The organism is Agromyces sp. CF514, assembly GCF_900113185.1.
Lineage (GTDB): Bacteria > Actinomycetota > Actinomycetes > Actinomycetales > Microbacteriaceae > Agromyces.
Genome location: NZ_FOZD01000001.1, coordinates 2,825,737 through 2,841,162, shown reverse-complemented (window position 1 = coordinate 2,841,162; position 15,426 = coordinate 2,825,737). Strand labels below are relative to the sequence as shown.

Genomic DNA, 15,426 nt, shown 5'->3' with positions numbered 1-15,426 from the left:
GAGGCCGGCGCGTCGGACGTCGGCGACGCCACGACCGATGCACCGACCGATGCACCGACCGACGGTCGTGCTGGCGCGCCCGGCGGAGTGCCGGATGACGCGCCCGCCGAGGCCGGGTTCCGCGTCGCGCTGACCAACTTCGAGGGCCCGTTCGACCTGCTGCTCTCGCTCATCGCGAAGCACGAGATGGACATCACCGAGGTCTCGCTCTCGGCGGTGACCGACGAGTTCATCTCGTACCTGCGCGGTCTCGACTCTGCCGAAGAACTCGACCGCGCGTCGGAGTTCCTCGTGGTCGCGGCGACGCTGCTCGACCTCAAGGTCGTCGGCCTGCTTCCGCAGGGCGAACTCGTCGACGCCGAAGACGTCGCATTGCTCGAGGCGCGCGACCTGCTCTTCGCACGGCTGCTGCAGTACCGGGCCTTCAAGGAGGCCGCGCGCTGGTTCGCGTCCAACCTCGACGCCGAGGCGCGGCGGCACTCGCGCACGGTTCGCCTCGAGGACAAGTTCCGCCAGCGGGCGCCAGAGTTGCGCTGGACGCTCAGCGCCGACGACTTCGCGGCACTCGCGGCACTCGCCCTCGCGCCCCGCGAGATCCCGACCGTGGGCCTCACGCACCTGCACGCCCCGCTCGTGTCGATCCGCGAGCAGGCGGCGCACGTCGTGGCGGTGCTGCGGCGCGGCGAGCCCGTGAGCTTCCGCCAGCTCATCGCGGGCGTCACCAGGCCGGGCGTCGTCGTGGCGCGGTTCCTCGCGGTGCTCGAGCTGTACCGGCACGCGGCGATCGGCTTCGACCAGGTCGAGCCGCTCGGCGAACTGACCTTGCACTGGGCCGCGGCGACGTGGTCCGACGCCAACCTCGAAGCCCTGGGGGCCGACTATGACGAATGAGATCGACGAGACGGATGTCGCGGCGAACGCGCTCGACGACGAGACCGAGGGCCCAGAGCTCTCGGTCGTGACGCCGCTCGACGTGCCCGGGCAGCCGCACCTCGACCTCGATCGGGCGCTCGAGGCGATCCTGTTCATCGCCGACGAGCCGCAGAGCGTCGTGCACCTCGCGGCCGCCGTCGCGCGTCCGGTGGCGGAGGTGCGTGCGGCGATCGCACGCCTGCGTGCCGACTACGACGGCACGGGCGTCTCGGGGGAGCCGCGCACCGACGCGGCCGAGGCGGACACCGAGGCGAGCGGCATCCGTCGTGCCTTCGAACTGCGCGAGGTGGGCGGCGGATGGCGGTTCTACGTGCGCGGCGAGTACGACGCGCTCGTCTCGGATTTCGTGATCGCGCAGACGTCGACGAGACTTTCGCAGGCGGCGTTGGAGACGCTCTCGGTGATCGCGTACAAGCAGCCGATCTCGCGTTCCCAGATCGCGTCGATCCGTGCCGTGAACGTCGACTCGGTCGTGCGCACGCTGCTCGGCCGCGGGCTCATCACCGAGGTCGACACCGACGCCGAGACGGGCGCGCTGCTCTACGGCACGACCGAGCTGCTGCTCACCAACCTCGGCATCAACTCCCTCGACGAGCTGCCCCACATCTCCCCGTTGCTCGACGACGGCCAGGAAGGATTCGATCGTGACTGACAAGCATCGCGGCGGCGGCCAGGAGCCCGCCGCCTGGTTCACCGAGCCCGAGGGCGTGCGCCTGCAGAAGGTGCTCGCCGCCGCAGGTGTCGCGAGCCGCCGCGTGGTCGAGCAGTACATCGTCGAGGGGCGCATCGAGGTCAACGGCGTCGTCGTGACCGAGCTCGGCCGCCGCGTCGACCCCGAGCACGACCTCGTCGCGGTCGACGGCGTCGCGGTGCAGCTCGACCCCGGCAAGCGCTACTACATGCTCAACAAGCCGCGCGGCGTGGTCTCGTCGATGCGTGACGAGAAGGGCCGCCCCGACCTCCGGCAGTTCACCGACGACCTCGAGGAGCGCGTCTACAACGTGGGCCGCCTCGACGGCGACACGAGCGGCCTCCTGCTGCTCACGAACGACGGCGACCTCGCGCACGTGCTCGCACACCCCTCGTTCGGCGTCGAGAAGACGTACATCGCGAAGGTGCAGGGCCGCGTGTCGCCGCAGACGCTGCAGAAGCTGAAGCAGGGCATCGAGCTCGAGGACGGCCCGATCAAGGTCGACCGTGCGAAGATCCGCCAGCACCAGGGCGACGACCGGCACTCGATCGTCGAGCTCACCCTGCACTCGGGCCGCAACCGCATCGTGCGCCGCATGATGGCCGAGGTCGGGCATCCGGTCGTCGAGCTCGTGCGTCGCAGCTTCGGGCCGCTGCACCTCGGCACGCTCCGCGTCGGCGTCATGCGCGAGCTCACCGACAGCGAGCGAGGCCTGCTCCTGACCATCTCGCGTGAGGCGGATGCCGCGCGCGGGCGCAGCGATGCGGCATCCGGTTCGTCCGCGGCCGAAGCCGACAGCGCCGCCGAAGCCGACGGCGAAGAAACCGACGGCGCTGCCGAGGGGGAATCGTGACCGATTCGCGTGCGACCGAGGCCCGCGTCGCCGGGCCCGTGCGCATCGTCGGCGTCGGGCTGCTGGGGGCCAGCATCGGACTGGGCCTGCGCGCCAAGGGCGTCGAGGTCGTGCTCGCCGATGCCTCGCCGACGCACCTCGCGATCGCGGCCGACTACGGTGCCGGGCGCCCGGCGACCCCCGACGACGTCCCGCAGTTGGTGGTGGTGTGCGTACCGCCCGACGTCACGGCCGATGTGGTCGCGGCCGAGCTCGCGGCGAATCCGACGGCGATCGTGACCGATGTCGCGAGCGTGAAGCTCGCGATCTACGACGACCTCGCGGCGCGCGGCGCCGACCTGTCGCGCTACCTCGGCACGCACCCCATGGCCGGCCGCGAGGTCGGCGGACCGATGTCGGGTCGCGCCGACCTCTTCGTCGGGCGCCCCTGGGTCGTCGCCGCGCACGAGGGCATCTCGTACCGTGACGCGTCGGTCATCGACGACCTCATCCTCGACCTCGGGGCCACGCTCATCGAGCTCACTCCCGAGCAGCACGACCGCGCGGTCGCGCTCGTGTCGCACGTGCCGCAGGTCGTCTCGACGCTCATGGCGCGACGCCTCATCGATGCCCCGCACGCGTCGGTGAACCTCGCCGGTCAGGGCATCCGCGACGTCACGCGCGTCGCCGCGAGCGACCCCGAGCTGTGGGTGCAGATCCTCGGACAGAACGCGTCGCCCGTCATCGAGATCCTCCGCGGCTACCGCGAGGACCTCGACCGGTTCATCTCCGCGCTCGACGACCTCGACGCGCCGGGCGCGCGTCGTCGCATCGCCGAGGAGCTGTTCGGCGGCAACACCGGCGTCGAACGCCTGCCGGGCAAGCACGGCGTCGATCGCCGCTACGCGAGCCTCATCGTGATGGTCGACGACCGGCCGGGGCAGCTCGCCAAGCTCTTCAACGACGTCGGCGACGCCGGCGTCAACCTCGAGGACCTCCGCCTCGAGCACTCGCCGGGCGCCCAGGTGGGCCTCGCCGAGATCTCCGTGCTCCCCGAGGTGCTCGAGCGCCTCACCGACGAGCTGGCCGCGCGCGGCTGGCGGATTGCAGGCTGAACGTGTCGACCCCCGTACATCCCGTCGTCGTCGCGATCGACGGCCCGGCCGGCAGCGGCAAGTCGAGCGTGTCGAAAGAGGTCGCCAAGCGCCTCGGGTTCGGCTTCCTCGACACCGGTGCCGCGTATCGGGCGCTCGCCTGGCACGTGCAGGCATCGGGCATCGATACGGATGACGCGGCATCCGTCATCTCGTCGCTCGCGACCTTCGACTACCGCATCGGCACCGACCCCGCCGGATACGCCGTGCACGTCGGCGACGTCGACGTGACCGCGGCGATCCGCGACCCTGCGATCTCGGCCGTCGTGAGCCGCGTGGCCAGAGTTCCCGAGGTGCGCACGCACCTCATCGAGTTGTTCCGCGGCATCATGGCCGCCGAGCCCCGACCCGGCGTGGTCGTCGAGGGACGTGACATCACCACGGTCGTCGCCCCCGATGCGCCCGTGCGGATCCTGCTCACGGCCTCGCCCGAGGTGCGGGCCTCGCGCCGATCGGCGGAGCTCGTCGGGTCGGCGACCGCGGCCGTCGGCGACGCACTGCGAAAGCGCGACGAGGCCGATTCGAAGGTCGTCGACTTCATGACGGCCGCCGTGGGCGTCACCACGGTCGACTCGACCGAGCTCGATTTCGAGCAGACGGTCGACGCCGTGATCGAGGTCATCACGGTTCACACAGCCCGTGACTGATTGAATAGAGCGGGGCACGTGTCGATCAGACGCGCCCGAAGACTTGAGGAGACACCCATGACCGACCAGCGCGACGAGTACGACGACGAGTCCGTCGTCGACGACCGCCTCGCCGAACGCCTTTCAGACGTCGACGACGAGCTGGCAGATCAGCGCGCCGCGGCGCTGCGTTCGGGGCTCTCCGACTACGACCTCGACGACGACGACCTCGACGTGCTCGAGCACTCCGAAGACGGCGAAGACGCCATCCGCTACCTGCCGGCCCTGCCGGTGATCGCGATCGTCGGCCGACCCAACGTGGGCAAGTCGGCGCTCGTGAACCGCATCCTCGGCCGCCGCGAGGCCGTCGTCGAAGACACCCCGGGCGTCACGCGCGACCGCGTCTCGTACAAGGGCGAATGGCTCGACCGCCGCTTCACGCTCGTCGACACCGGCGGATGGGAGCCCGATGCGAAGGGCATCGACGCCTCCGTCGCCGCACAGGCCGAGGTCGCGATCGAACTCTGCGACGTCGTGCTGTTCGTCGTCGACGCGACGGTCGGGGCGACCTCGACCGACGAGCACGTCGTTCGCCTGCTGCGCAAGACCAACCGGCCCGTGTTCCTCGTGGCCAACAAGGTCGACGATGCCCGTCAGGAGTCCGAGGCCGCCGCGCTCTGGAACCTGGGCCTCGGCGAGCCGCATCCGGTCTCGGCCCTGCACGGCCGCGGCGTGGCCGACATGCTCGAAGCCGTCTTCAAGGTGCTGCCGCAGGTCTCGGCCGTCGCGAAGGACGAATTCGGCGGACCGCGCCGTGTCGCGATCCTCGGCCGCCCGAACGTCGGCAAGTCGAGCCTGCTGAACAAGACCGCCGGTGAAGAGCGCGTCGTCGTGAACGAGCTCGCGGGCACCACGCGCGACCCGGTCGACGAGCAGATCGAGCTCGGCGGCAAGATCTGGCGCTTCGTCGACACCGCCGGCATCCGCCGCCGCGTGCACCTGCAGCAGGGCGCCGACTTCTACGCGTCGCTGCGCACCCAGGCCGCCCTCGAGAAGGCCGAGGTCGCCGTGGTGCTCCTCGACGTCTCGCAGCCGATCTCCGAGCAGGACGTTCGCATCATCGACCTCGTGCTCGAGTCGGGCCGCGCGCTCGTGCTCGCGTACAACAAGTGGGACCTGCTCGACGACGACCGTCGTCGCTACCTCGAGCGCGAGATCGAGAAGGACCTCCACCACGTCGCCTGGGCGCCGCGCGTGAACATCTCGGCCAAGACGGGGCGTCACCTCGAGAAGCTCGTGCCCGCCCTCGAGACCGCACTCGAGTCGTGGGACACCCGCATCGCGACGGGCAAGTTCAACGCGTTCCTCACCGAGCTCACGCAGGAGCACCCCCACCCGGTGCGCGGCGGCAAGCAGCCCCGCATCCTCTTCGGCACGCAGGCCGCGAGCCGCCCGCCGACATTCGTGCTCTTCACGACCGGGTTCCTCGACCCCGGCTACCGCCGGTTCATCCAGCGGCGCCTGCGCGAGATCTACGGCTTCGAGGGCTCGCCGATCGTCATCAACATGCGTGTGCGCGAGAAGCGCCAGCGCTAGTTCGTCGTTGCGTCGCCTCGGCCGCGCATCGGGATCTTCGGATGCCGGTGCGCGGCCGTCGTCGTCTGGGGCCGGGGCGGTGCCCGGTGCTGGTGCCGTCCAGTGCCGTGGCGCGGCCGGTCTGCGCCCCCTCCGCGACGGGTGGACGGCGCGTGCCGCCAGGTCAGTCGAAGCGCACCTGCATCACCGCGCGGCTCGGCGTCGGGCGCGCCACCTCGATGAACCCGGCGCGCTCGAACATCGAGACGGTGCCCGGGAAGAGGTCGGCCGCGGGCACCTTGGCCCGGGCGGTCGGATCGACGCCGTACGCCTCGAGCACTCGGGCGCCCTGCTCGCGCGCGTAGGCGACCGCGGCCTCGGCCAGCGCCCCGCCCACACCCTGCTTGCGGTGGGCGCGGGGCACGACGAAGCATGTGACCGCCCAGACGGACTCGTCGTCGAACTCGTGCTCGAGACTGCCCGTGGTGACGATGCGCTTGCGCTGCAGGCGGGGGAGCGCGGGTCGCGGTTCGACGGCGCACCAGCCGACCGGTGTCTCGCCGTCGTAGGCCACGAGACCGGGGCCCCCGTGCTCGGCCGTCTCGATCTGCCGCTCGAGCTTGGCCGCGAGTTCGGCGGGTTCGTCGCGCCAGTCGCTGCCCGGGATCTTGTACCACTGGCACCAGCAGGTGGACGGATCGCCTCTCGTGCCGAACACCGCCTCGATGTCGGCGAACGGCGCCTGCTGCGCAGGGACGATGCGGAGTTCGGACGGATGGGCGTCGGCGCCGACCTGGGACTGCATGCGGGCCACGATAGCGGGCCGGTGCGACATCCATCCGTCCCCGAATATCGTGAAGAGAGGTAATGATGAAGTACGATCACGATATGCCCTCGAAGATGCCGTCGCCCACCGTGCTCGATCGCCTGCTCGAGATCGGCGAGCTGTTCCAGCACGACATGGCGACGGCATTCGACGGCACCGGCCTCACCCCCGCACGCGTGCGCGTGCTGTGGGTCGTGCAACACAGCGGCCCCATGACCCAGCAGGCGCTCGCTTCGGCGCTCGAGGTCAGCGCACGCAACATCACCGGGCTCGTCGACGCCCTCGAGCAGGGCGGGCACGTCGCTCGATCCGCTCACCCCACCGACCGACGAGCGACCCTCGTGTCGCTCACCCCGGCCGGGGCGCGGCGCATGGCGCAGATGCAGCGCGACCACGCCGAACTCACGGCCGATCTGCTCGGCGCCGTCGATCCCGCCGATCGTGCGGCCCTCGAGCGCGGCGTCGACGCCATCGCCGAGCGCCTTCGCGCGCTCATCGCGGCGGACGCAGCACAACGGGCCGCGCGCGCGGAGGAGCGCAGCGCGTGAGCGTGACGAGCGAACGGCGCGCCGCGGCATCCGCCCTGCCTCGTTTCGGTCGCATGCTCCGGCGCGCGCTCGTCGTCGAACTTCGCATCTACGCGAACATCGGCAGGTTCATCGCGCGGCGCCCGGCGATCGCCCCGGGCGCCGTCGGGTTCAGCACGCACAAGCCCGTCTTCACCGTGCTCATGATCTTCATCGTGCTGTCGGCCGTCGAGATCCCGATCGTCGACCTCGTCGTGCATCGCTGGCCCGCCGTGCGCATCGCGTTCCTCGTGCTCGGCATCTGGGGCGTGACCTGGATGTTCGGGTTGCTCTGCGCCCACCTGATGAGGCCGGTCACGGTCGGTCCCGACGGCATCCGCGTGCAGCAGGGGCTGGAGCTCGACGTGCACCTGACGTGGGACGACATCGCGTCGGTCGCGCGCCGCAAGGTGGTCGACGAGCCCAAGTCGCTCCGCATCGTCGAGACGGATGTCGCGCGCACCCTCGCGCTGCGGATGCACGACGAGACCAGCATCACGATCGAACTCGAACGACCCACCGTCGTGCGCCTACCCGGAGAACCGCCGAAGGGCGGCGATCAGGAGATCACCGCCCTTCGGCTGTGGGTCGACGACCCCGCGGGGTTCCTCGACGAGGTGCGTCGGCACCTCTGACGCCCATGCGGGCGTCCTCGTGCGTCAGGCCTTGGGAGCCTCGGGCGCGGCCGGCGCCTCGGGGGCCTCGGGAGCGGCGGGCGCAGCAGGGGCTTCGGCAGCGGGAGCCGCGGCGGCGGGAGCGGGGGCGTCGACCGGCACCTCGACGTCGGCCTCGTCGACCACGAGGTCGAGCTCCTCGAACTCCTCGTCATCGATGTCGCCGAACACGGCGTCGAACTCGGCGGCCGCAGCCTGTGCCTGGATCGCGGCGGCGCGGTTGCGGGCCTGCGTCGCGAGCGCGAGGAGGATGCCGACGACACCGGCCGCGAGCAGCAGGCCGCCGATGGTCGACTGCGAGATGTTCGCGAGGTACAGGGCGTACTCGGAGCCCTGCGCGGTGTAGAACGCGACCTGGGCGGCGTTGCCGGCGAGGAGGAGGTACGCGCCGATACCGGTCACGATGACCGCGACGGCCCAGAGCAGGATGAGGGGGAGGTTCAGCGTGGACTGCTTCGCGGCAGTGGCGGTGTTCGACACGAGATTCCTTCGGAGGGTTGGGCTGGGATGGATCCCGCGATGCGGGGCGGGTCGCCGTCGAAGACCGCGACTCGTCGAGCCTAGGGGAATCTGCTATGAATCGGTTATGTGCTGGTCGGACGGTCGATCGTGGATCGCCGTCGGACGACGACGGCCCTGATGGTCAAAACAGCTCTTCGGATGGCGCTATGATTGACAAGTTGCCTCGGCGGGTTCGCCGGAGCATCGGGCTGTGGCGCAGCTTGGTAGCGCACTTGACTGGGGGTCAAGGGGTCGCAGGTTCAAATCCTGTCAGCCCGACCGAGTGAAAAAGTCCCGGTGAGAAGCTATTTCTCGCCGGGACTTTTCTGTTTCCGGCAGCATGGTCGAGAGCGCTCGACGAACAGCCGGCGACAGAGTGAAATGGTCGGACACGGGGCTGATAGGCGCCGCGGATCCGCGTGATTCCGGGGGAGTTGGCGCCTACCAGCTCGTCGGCCGAGGCGTCAGGGCGCCTTGATCGGGTGGCATTAGATTCGTAAGTCGGCGGGTCGCAGGTTCAAATCTGAAGTAAATGGCGCTGACCGGGCTTTTTCTCGGGTGGGGCGGCGCGAAAGCGGTGTGCGACTGACCACTGCTCGCGCGTCCGGTTGAGATCGCCATTCGCGCCTCGACATTCGATGCGAGGGGAGAGAGTCGTGGGCTCGTTCCCACGGACGATCGGAATTCCGGGCCGCAGACTCCTCTCTTGCACCCTGCCAGCAGAAGACACTGCTAAATGATCGAGGTTCAATTCTTGTCGCGGAAAGGGCACCGTCACCGGGCAGTAACGCGGGCGGGCCATGCGGGAATCGATGCCGGCTGACTGTCGTCGGAGGCTCTGACTAGATCGCAGCATCGGTGGGGGACCGGCTTGCGGGCGGCTGCGCTATCGGAGCGTGAGCTCGCGCTCGGTGCTGTCTTCCTCATACGTGACTCTGACGGTCACGGGTCTCCCGGTCACCTCGGGTGGGAGATCGAACACGTGCGTGGTCGCCGCGATGTCTGCAGTGCACGGGTCATGCGGCGAAGGTCTGAGCACGATGCTCACGTCATCGGAGTCGATCACCTTCAGTTCGTCGGCAACTACTGGGCAGCTGCTGCTACCGAACGTGACCAGTCCGAGCTCGGTCTCGCCCACCCAACCAACGATCGGGTCGCCGGTGCGTAGGTCTGGGTTCGGTCCGTCCCAATCGTCAGGAAGCCCGCGCACCGCCCTGGGGGCTTCTGAGTCAACGTCTGATGGACGTCTCTCTTGCTCAGCCGGAGCGCAGCCCGTCAGGATCGTCACGCTCGCCAAGACAACGACGCCCGCCATCTGAAAGTGTCGTGAGGGCTCGCTGCGCACTCGAACATGTTCAACACGGAGATCGGCCATACCTGATCTCATCGCACCAACCGGCGGACGTGTGAAGTGCACGCATTCTGTTGCCGAATTGGTTTCCAAACGAGCTCGAACCGAGATCGCACCGACACAACGTCCCATCACGCTCACTCGTCCGCGATGTTCGCGATGGCCGATCCTCTTGCGGATTTGGGATCGGTCTCGGCTCATCCGGCGTCGAGACATGCCTTGGCTGCGTCGACGCCGGGTTCGTTTTCGGTGAGTTTTATGCCGTTGATCTCGTTGGGCCAATCGGTAAAGAGGTCCGCGAGCGGATCCACCGCGAGAATGGGCGGCGCCTCAGAGCTGTCGAGCGAATCGACCGCCCAGACGCCAACCTTCGTCCCGCCATCGGCGATGTCCACCGAACTGAACTCCATCGCAACCACGTAGCTGCCGTCCGGATGAACGTCGGTGAAGTCGTCGACCTCGACTGCAGCGGCCGCGACTGGTTCGATGGGCGTCATGTTTGCGCCCTCGGCCAGCGTGGCCATGAGCTCATCGTCGACGCCATAGCATTCAGTCTTCGAGCTCGACTCAGAACCTGCACTTGAGTTCGAGCATCCGGCGAGGCCGATCGCTGCTAGCACGAGCAGCACAGCCGCAATGATCTTGTGTTCCCCCATGCGGGTGAGCGTAGCGCGAAGCTCAGTGTAAGCGGCCGGGTTTGCCGCCGGTAGCCCGTGGTGAATCCCGCTGGACGTGAGGTTCGGAGTCCGGGGGCACTATCGAAGGGGCCGCAGGAGGAGTGTCGGACGGTTTGGGTCGGCTTCGCTCTCAGTGTCGGCACTGATGTGTCAGCATTGAGTGAGGTCCAAGGTCAGCAGCATGAACAGGCTGACGAGGGCCGGGTTGATCGTTGGTGTGATGCTGCTGTTCACAGGTTGCGCCTCGAGTGGGCCAGGCGATGCCGCAGAGTCTCCATCACAGACTCCTACTCCGACGCCTGAGTTCGCGACTGAGAATCAGGTTGCGTCGGTGATTGCTGGATACGAGGCGGACTGGCGTGCGGTGATGGATGCTGCAACCTCTTGCCGTTCTGATTGGGTGTTCAGTCCCGGGAGCATCACGGGCATGACATGTTGGATCACTGAGCAGACGATGTCGATCACTACGGAGACCGCGTTGCGGGATCTGGATGCGCTCGAAGTTCCTCCGTCGATGGTCGACCTGGTCACCGATACCAAGACGGACTTGAAGGGGATCGTTGCAGTAGATGTGACATCGGTGTGTGGTGACGCACCCGAGGGTCCGGTCGAGAGTGACGCGTGCAACGCTGCCTTGGGGCAGTTGAACATGTTGTACGTCGGCTTCGAGTCCACACTCGACAGCTGGGGTCCGTACTTGTAGCAGCGCAACATACTTGCACGGTGGACGATCCACCTGCGGGCATCCAGGCCTGCGCGACTACGTTCCCCCCGGCCGAGTTCAGGGACTAGGTTGTTGCCGGATGAAGCTAACTGCGATTGGCGACAGCGGAGCAGACCTTCCAGACGGCGCCCGCTCCGCCTACCACTCGCACGAAATGACGAGATATCGACTTGTAGTCGGCCGCACGTACAGCCCATTTGCGATGGCGCTGATCCGGCAGATGGGCCTCAAAGTCCTCATTCTGGACGAATCTGGCCGGCCCAATTGGCTCCCACTTCCCTTGTTCGCTGTCAATGGGCACAGCCTCCCCGATTCCTGGCTCTTCGCCGTGACGGAAGTCTTGAACGCACCCGCAGTGGCTGCGATTTGGGGGTACCGGGATCTCGTGATGGATCCTGCCCATTTCGAGGCACTGATTGAGCGAAAGCTTGAAGCGTGGGAGGCGTTTCTCGATGCCGCCGACGGCAGGAGCGATCTTGAGCCTCACGAGCGAGATGCAGTATCAGTTGCTCGCGCAGAGGTCGAGAAGAGCCGTCAATCGCACCATGACAGCCGCCCTTAGGCCGGTCGGTTATTGATCAGCGAAGGATCCAACCCAAACGTTCTGCGGCTCGGCAGTCAGGGGGGCATCAGAACTCTGACCGAGTCCTAGGTTCCCCAACCGCCGAGCGTTCCGCTTCCTGGTTTGGTTCAAGATCTAGGACCTGCGCAACCGTAGGGTCGTGGCTGATCACGTGGCCGATACCGACGACTCGGTACGAGTTCGCCTTGTCTGGATGACCGTCGCCACAGAGTGCGCACCAGTCCCGATCTGGGCGGGTCACGTAAAGAACCGGGCGGCTCCGGTCAAAAACGTGGGTGCACACGTATGACTTCGTCTCAGCTGAGATCTCGGGGTATGAACCTCGAAGGGTCACGGGCATCCAATCGGTCGGATCTGGGCGGCTTCAGGGCCCTCTACGCCAGGTGCCCGAGAGCCTTGAGAAGGTCGCCCAGCCACACCAGTTCGAACGTGATGGTGGAGTCGAGGTCTTTGCCGTGGAGGTTGGCCCATGATTCGGTGAGTTGACCGATTGTCGGGGACGGCGGGCCGTTCAGAATGTCGTAGATTTCCGGATACGGCATCGAGTAGAAGTAGTCCTCGTGCAGTGTGACGGAGGTACCTTTCGTCTGCTCCAGGTGAGTGACCAACCGCTCGAACACCTCGCGGAGTTGGCCGGTGTCGATTATCAATCCGTTCCACGGTTCCATACACCGACGCTAGTGGGCCCGCGACTCCATTACGGCTGACCGCAAGCCGGTCCCCGAATGGGCGCGAAAAGGGCACCGTCATCGGGCAGAATCTCGGGCGGGCCATACGGGAATCGAGGCCAGTTGACTGTCGTCGGAGACTCTGACTCGATCGCAGCATCGGTGGGGGACCGTTTTACGAGCGCCCGCGCGCGGACTCTCAAATCGGGCGTCGGGCTCTGCGCTGCGGCAGCCGTACTATGACGGCCTACGCTGGCATTTAGTATCGCCTGGTGGACCGATTTGCGTTCGTGAATTGCGCGGGGTTCGGCTTAGGTGCCGCCGTCTCCTTCTTCATGTATGTGCGCATTCGGGCAGGTCGGTTTCACCCGAATCCGTGGCTCGGTGTCGCGACGAGCGTGACCCGGCGCAACGGAAACGTCTGGGAACGTGCGCACAAGGCTGCCGCACCTTGGATTCGCCGCGCCGGCGTGGTGGCCCTGCTGGCGTCCGTGCTTTCAGGGGCTGGTCTGATTGCAGGAACTGAAGGCGGGCTCGGTTGGTGGTTCACGATCGCGGGCGCCGGGATCGGGTCCGTGGCTGTGCTGATCTTTAAGTTCGGCGCAGAGAGTTCGGCCCTCGATGCGGCCGGCCGCGGTCGCGACTAGGGAGCAATCCGCGCCTGCTTTGGAGGACCGCAAGCGGACCGGCTTGCAGGCTCAGGAACCGAACGACCAAAGCGCCGCACTGAAGGTGTCGGGGTCGGCTCGGGTCTCGTCAGTCACGAGCAGGGCATGCGGGCCGATCACTCTGGTGAATGAACCGTGACACGGGATCGTCACGATCTTCGTTAGTCCGTGCCGCCACGCATTTACGAGTGCGTCAAGGGACTGCCGCTCGGGTTGCTTCTCGGCCGAGGTCGAGCGTGTGGCCGCCCGCCGCTCGAATTGCAGCGCCTGCCAATGCTGAAAAGACTCGAGGCCGGCGTTGCCGAACCGATCCTCCCAGGAGGGTCCGGTGAGCTGGGCAAGCAACGTCATGCGTTCCGGCGAGTAGCCAGCTGTGTCGCGGAGCGCGTCGAAGAGCGCGGGGTCCTGGATCATGCCAGCGTGCCGCAGTGTGGCATCCCAGAGCGCTGGCCAAGTCCCTCGCCAGGCTTCGAGATCGATCTCGACCGCTCTGTCTCTCGGCCGGCCGGGTGAGTCGACAAGCTGTGGCGGAGCATCGTCATGGTCAGGATGCAGGCCCCAAGCGTCGCGGATCCACAGCAGCTCGACCAGCGCAACGGGATCGTCATCGACGGTGATCAGCATGTCGTGCGGCCACGGATCCCCGGGAATCGGCACGGATGAGCGCACAGACACCTCCACAGCTTGTAACCCACGTCTGTCAGACCGTCTCACAACATGACCCGAGCACGCCACAGCTGGAATGCTCCGCGCGTCCAACATGTCAGGATCCGCCTGCGGGCGCTCACCAGGTGACGCGAAGAAGCCTCCAGTCGATCAGTGTTCGGTGCGCTGCCCGTGTCAGGCTTGAGGTATGACCAACGCGGTGCTCTTCGATGTCGACGGCACGCTCATCGACGCGATCGAGGGCCAGCGCCGGATCTGGGGGCAGTGGGCGCGCGAGTTCGGCCTCGACCCGGCCGTGGTCTACGAGATCGCGCTGCGCACCAGGCCTATCGATACTGCGGCAGCGGTCTTGCCTCACCATGATCCGCGGGCTGCGGCTGCTCGCTTCGACGAGCTCGAAGACATCGATGCGGCGCACGGCAAGGTCAGCGCGATGGACGGTGCCACGTCGCTACTCGCCGCATTACGAGGGCGTCAGTGGGCGCTCGTGACCTCAAATGCAGAGCGTCGCGTCGTGCAGCGGTTCGAGCGGCTCGGCCTCGCACTGCCCGACGTCATCGTCGACAACGCAGCCACCTCGCGTGGCAAGCCCGCGCCCGATCCGTACCTCAGGGGCGCCGAGCTGCTCGGCGCGGACCCCGGCGACTGCCTCGTGATCGAGGACTCGCCGTCAGGCGTCACTGCTGGCGTGGCTGCGGGCATGACCGTGTGGTGCGTGAATCGGGCCGACCCGGTGCCCGGTGCCGAACGGTGGTACCCGACGCTGCGCGATGCGGCATCCGACATCCTTAGGTTTGCCGCGGGGTAACGAAACGCGAAACGCACCGCGCCGAGGCGGAAGGCTATCGCTCAGAACGATCCTTCAGCGTGCGAGTCGCACGCCTTTCCCGGTTGCGCCGCGGCGAGGGTGTGGGCGTCGTCAACCTAGACTTCGGGCGTGGAACAACACGAGACCCGGAGCGCCCGAATCGAGCACCGGTGGCCAGCGGTCCTTGCGCTCGTCGTCGCGCTCGCCATGTACGGCGCGCTGCCGAACGATCTCATCACGGTCCAGCGGTACGTGACGGTCGCGATCGGCATCCTGCTGCTGATCCCGCTGATCATCCTCAACCCGCACCGCTTCAACAAGCAGACGAAGTGGTCGCGCATCGCCTCGCTCACCCTCGCGATCATCGTGGTGCTCTCGAACCAGATCACGCTGGTCTCACTGGTCCTGGTCCTCGTCCGCGGGAGCGGCGACGGCCCGTCATTGCTGCAGTCCGCCCTGCAGGTCTGGGTGGTGAATGTGATCGGCTTCGCCCTGCTGTTCTGGGAGATCGATCGAGGTGGACCAGTCATGCGGACGATGGCCAAGCGGTCGGACCTGCCGACCGCCGACTTTCGCTTCCCGCAGGACGAAGATGACGACACCATCGTCGAAGTCGCGGCAGGCTCATCGCTCAAGTCGGACTGGACAGCCGGATTCGTCGACTACTTCTACTTCTCGCTGTCCAACTCGATGGCGTTCAGCCCAACCGACACCATGCCCCTCACCACCCGCTCGAAGCTGCTCATGTCACTCGAGTCGTTCGGCGGATTCGTCCTGCTCGCCCTCGTCATCGCACGCGCCGTCAGCCTCATCGGATAGGGCAGACCCGTCCGGCCCGCGAGCGCATCGAGCGGGGCATTGAAGCCGTCGTTCGTCGATGGAAATCGAAAACACATCGAGAAC

The 15,426-nt window shown here is 67.3% G+C and carries 19 protein-coding genes and 1 tRNA gene; 14 read left to right on the top strand and 6 right to left on the bottom strand.

The annotated features are described in order from the left end of the window. Positions 1-87: 87 nt before the first annotated feature. The 6 genes from BM342_RS12800 to der are packed head-to-tail and all read left to right on the top strand — an operon-like array spanning position 88 to position 5,832. Positions 88-891: a segregation and condensation protein A gene (locus BM342_RS12800; protein WP_092966877.1), complete on the top strand. Its 804-nt coding sequence runs from the start codon at positions 88-90 to the stop codon at positions 889-891. Beyond that, positions 881-1,585, top strand: a complete 705-nt coding sequence (locus BM342_RS12795; protein WP_092966266.1) for an SMC-Scp complex subunit ScpB — start codon at positions 881-883, stop codon at positions 1,583-1,585. The genes BM342_RS12800 and BM342_RS12795 overlap by 11 nt, the downstream gene beginning before the upstream one ends. Beyond that, positions 1,578-2,477, top strand: coding sequence for a pseudouridine synthase (locus BM342_RS12790; protein WP_092966264.1), 900 nt, complete (start codon positions 1,578-1,580; stop codon positions 2,475-2,477). Before BM342_RS12795 ends, BM342_RS12790 begins: the two co-directional genes overlap by 8 nt. Then, positions 2,474-3,571 (top strand): prephenate dehydrogenase, encoded by a 1,098-nt coding sequence (locus tag BM342_RS12785; protein ID WP_092966262.1) that lies wholly within the window; start codon positions 2,474-2,476, stop codon positions 3,569-3,571. The genes BM342_RS12790 and BM342_RS12785 overlap by 4 nt, the downstream gene beginning before the upstream one ends. Positions 3,572-3,573: 2 nt before the next feature. Continuing rightward, a complete protein-coding gene (cmk, locus tag BM342_RS12780) occupies positions 3,574-4,257 on the top strand; it encodes a (d)CMP kinase (RefSeq protein ID WP_092966260.1) in 684 nt (227 codons plus the stop codon). 57 nt (positions 4,258-4,314) lie between these two features. Further along, complete coding sequence (gene der / locus BM342_RS12775) at positions 4,315-5,832, top strand: ribosome biogenesis GTPase Der (RefSeq protein ID WP_092966258.1); 1,518 nt, start codon at positions 4,315-4,317, stop codon at positions 5,830-5,832. A 163-nt stretch (positions 5,833-5,995) separates the two neighbouring features. Here der and BM342_RS12770 read toward each other — a convergent pair whose 3' ends face one another. Then, the gene (locus BM342_RS12770; protein WP_092966256.1) at positions 5,996-6,616 is read right to left on the bottom strand and encodes a GNAT family N-acetyltransferase; all 621 of its coding nucleotides are present in this window, start codon (positions 6,614-6,616) and stop codon (positions 5,996-5,998) included. Positions 6,617-6,699: 83 nt separating this feature from the next. Between BM342_RS12770 and BM342_RS12765 the strand changes: the two genes are divergently transcribed. Both BM342_RS12765 and BM342_RS12760 read left to right on the top strand, forming a co-directional pair. Continuing rightward, the gene (locus tag BM342_RS12765; RefSeq protein WP_255368731.1) at positions 6,700-7,185 is read left to right on the top strand and encodes a MarR family winged helix-turn-helix transcriptional regulator; all 486 of its coding nucleotides are present in this window, start codon (positions 6,700-6,702) and stop codon (positions 7,183-7,185) included. Beyond that, complete coding sequence (locus tag BM342_RS12760; protein WP_092966254.1) at positions 7,182-7,838, top strand: hypothetical protein; 657 nt, start codon at positions 7,182-7,184, stop codon at positions 7,836-7,838. Before BM342_RS12765 ends, BM342_RS12760 begins: the two co-directional genes overlap by 4 nt. A 24-nt stretch (positions 7,839-7,862) precedes the next feature. Here BM342_RS12760 and BM342_RS12755 read toward each other — a convergent pair whose 3' ends face one another. Further along, positions 7,863-8,357 carry a hypothetical protein gene (locus tag BM342_RS12755; RefSeq protein ID WP_092966252.1) on the bottom strand — a complete coding sequence of 165 codons (495 nt, stop codon included), beginning with the start codon at positions 8,355-8,357 and terminating at the stop codon, positions 7,863-7,865. 226 nt (positions 8,358-8,583) lie between these two features. Between BM342_RS12755 and BM342_RS12750 the strand changes: the two genes are divergently transcribed. Next, a tRNA-Pro gene (locus BM342_RS12750) sits at positions 8,584-8,657 on the top strand. A gap of 607 nt (positions 8,658-9,264) precedes the next feature. Here BM342_RS12750 and BM342_RS12745 read toward each other — a convergent pair. Both BM342_RS12745 and BM342_RS12740 read right to left on the bottom strand, forming a co-directional pair. Further along, positions 9,265-9,516, bottom strand: coding sequence for a hypothetical protein (locus tag BM342_RS12745; RefSeq protein WP_092966250.1), 252 nt, complete (start codon positions 9,514-9,516; stop codon positions 9,265-9,267). A 410-nt stretch (positions 9,517-9,926) separates the two neighbouring features. Further along, entirely contained in the window at positions 9,927-10,385 is a 459-nt protein-coding gene (locus tag BM342_RS12740; protein ID WP_143109864.1) for a hypothetical protein, read from the bottom strand. A gap of 202 nt (positions 10,386-10,587) precedes the next feature. On the opposite strand from BM342_RS12740, the gene BM342_RS19595 reads away from it, so the two are divergent. Continuing rightward, positions 10,588-11,109 carry a hypothetical protein gene (locus tag BM342_RS19595; RefSeq protein WP_143109863.1) on the top strand — a complete coding sequence of 174 codons (522 nt, stop codon included), beginning with the start codon at positions 10,588-10,590 and terminating at the stop codon, positions 11,107-11,109. Between the two features lie 100 nt (positions 11,110-11,209). Next, positions 11,210-11,692: a hypothetical protein gene (locus BM342_RS19590; RefSeq protein ID WP_143109862.1), complete on the top strand. Its 483-nt coding sequence runs from the start codon at positions 11,210-11,212 to the stop codon at positions 11,690-11,692. Between the two features lie 395 nt (positions 11,693-12,087). Here BM342_RS19590 and BM342_RS12730 read toward each other — a convergent pair whose 3' ends face one another. Continuing rightward, entirely contained in the window at positions 12,088-12,381 is a 294-nt protein-coding gene (locus BM342_RS12730; protein ID WP_143109861.1) for a hypothetical protein, read from the bottom strand. A gap of 272 nt (positions 12,382-12,653) precedes the next feature. On the opposite strand from BM342_RS12730, the gene BM342_RS12725 reads away from it, so the two are divergent. Next, positions 12,654-13,028 (top strand): SdpI family protein, encoded by a 375-nt coding sequence (locus tag BM342_RS12725; protein WP_143109860.1) that lies wholly within the window; start codon positions 12,654-12,656, stop codon positions 13,026-13,028. A 51-nt stretch (positions 13,029-13,079) separates the two neighbouring features. On the opposite strand, the gene BM342_RS12720 is transcribed toward BM342_RS12725, so the two are convergent. Then, positions 13,080-13,673 carry a hypothetical protein gene (locus tag BM342_RS12720; protein WP_092966241.1) on the bottom strand — a complete coding sequence of 198 codons (594 nt, stop codon included), beginning with the start codon at positions 13,671-13,673 and terminating at the stop codon, positions 13,080-13,082. Positions 13,674-13,902: 229 nt separating this feature from the next. Between BM342_RS12720 and BM342_RS12715 the strand changes: the two genes are divergently transcribed. Then, positions 13,903-14,523: an HAD family hydrolase gene (locus BM342_RS12715; RefSeq protein ID WP_092966239.1), complete on the top strand. Its 621-nt coding sequence runs from the start codon at positions 13,903-13,905 to the stop codon at positions 14,521-14,523. A 129-nt stretch (positions 14,524-14,652) separates the two neighbouring features. Further along, positions 14,653-15,342 (top strand): hypothetical protein, encoded by a 690-nt coding sequence (locus tag BM342_RS12710; RefSeq protein WP_092966237.1) that lies wholly within the window; start codon positions 14,653-14,655, stop codon positions 15,340-15,342. Positions 15,343-15,426 lie beyond the last annotated feature (84 nt).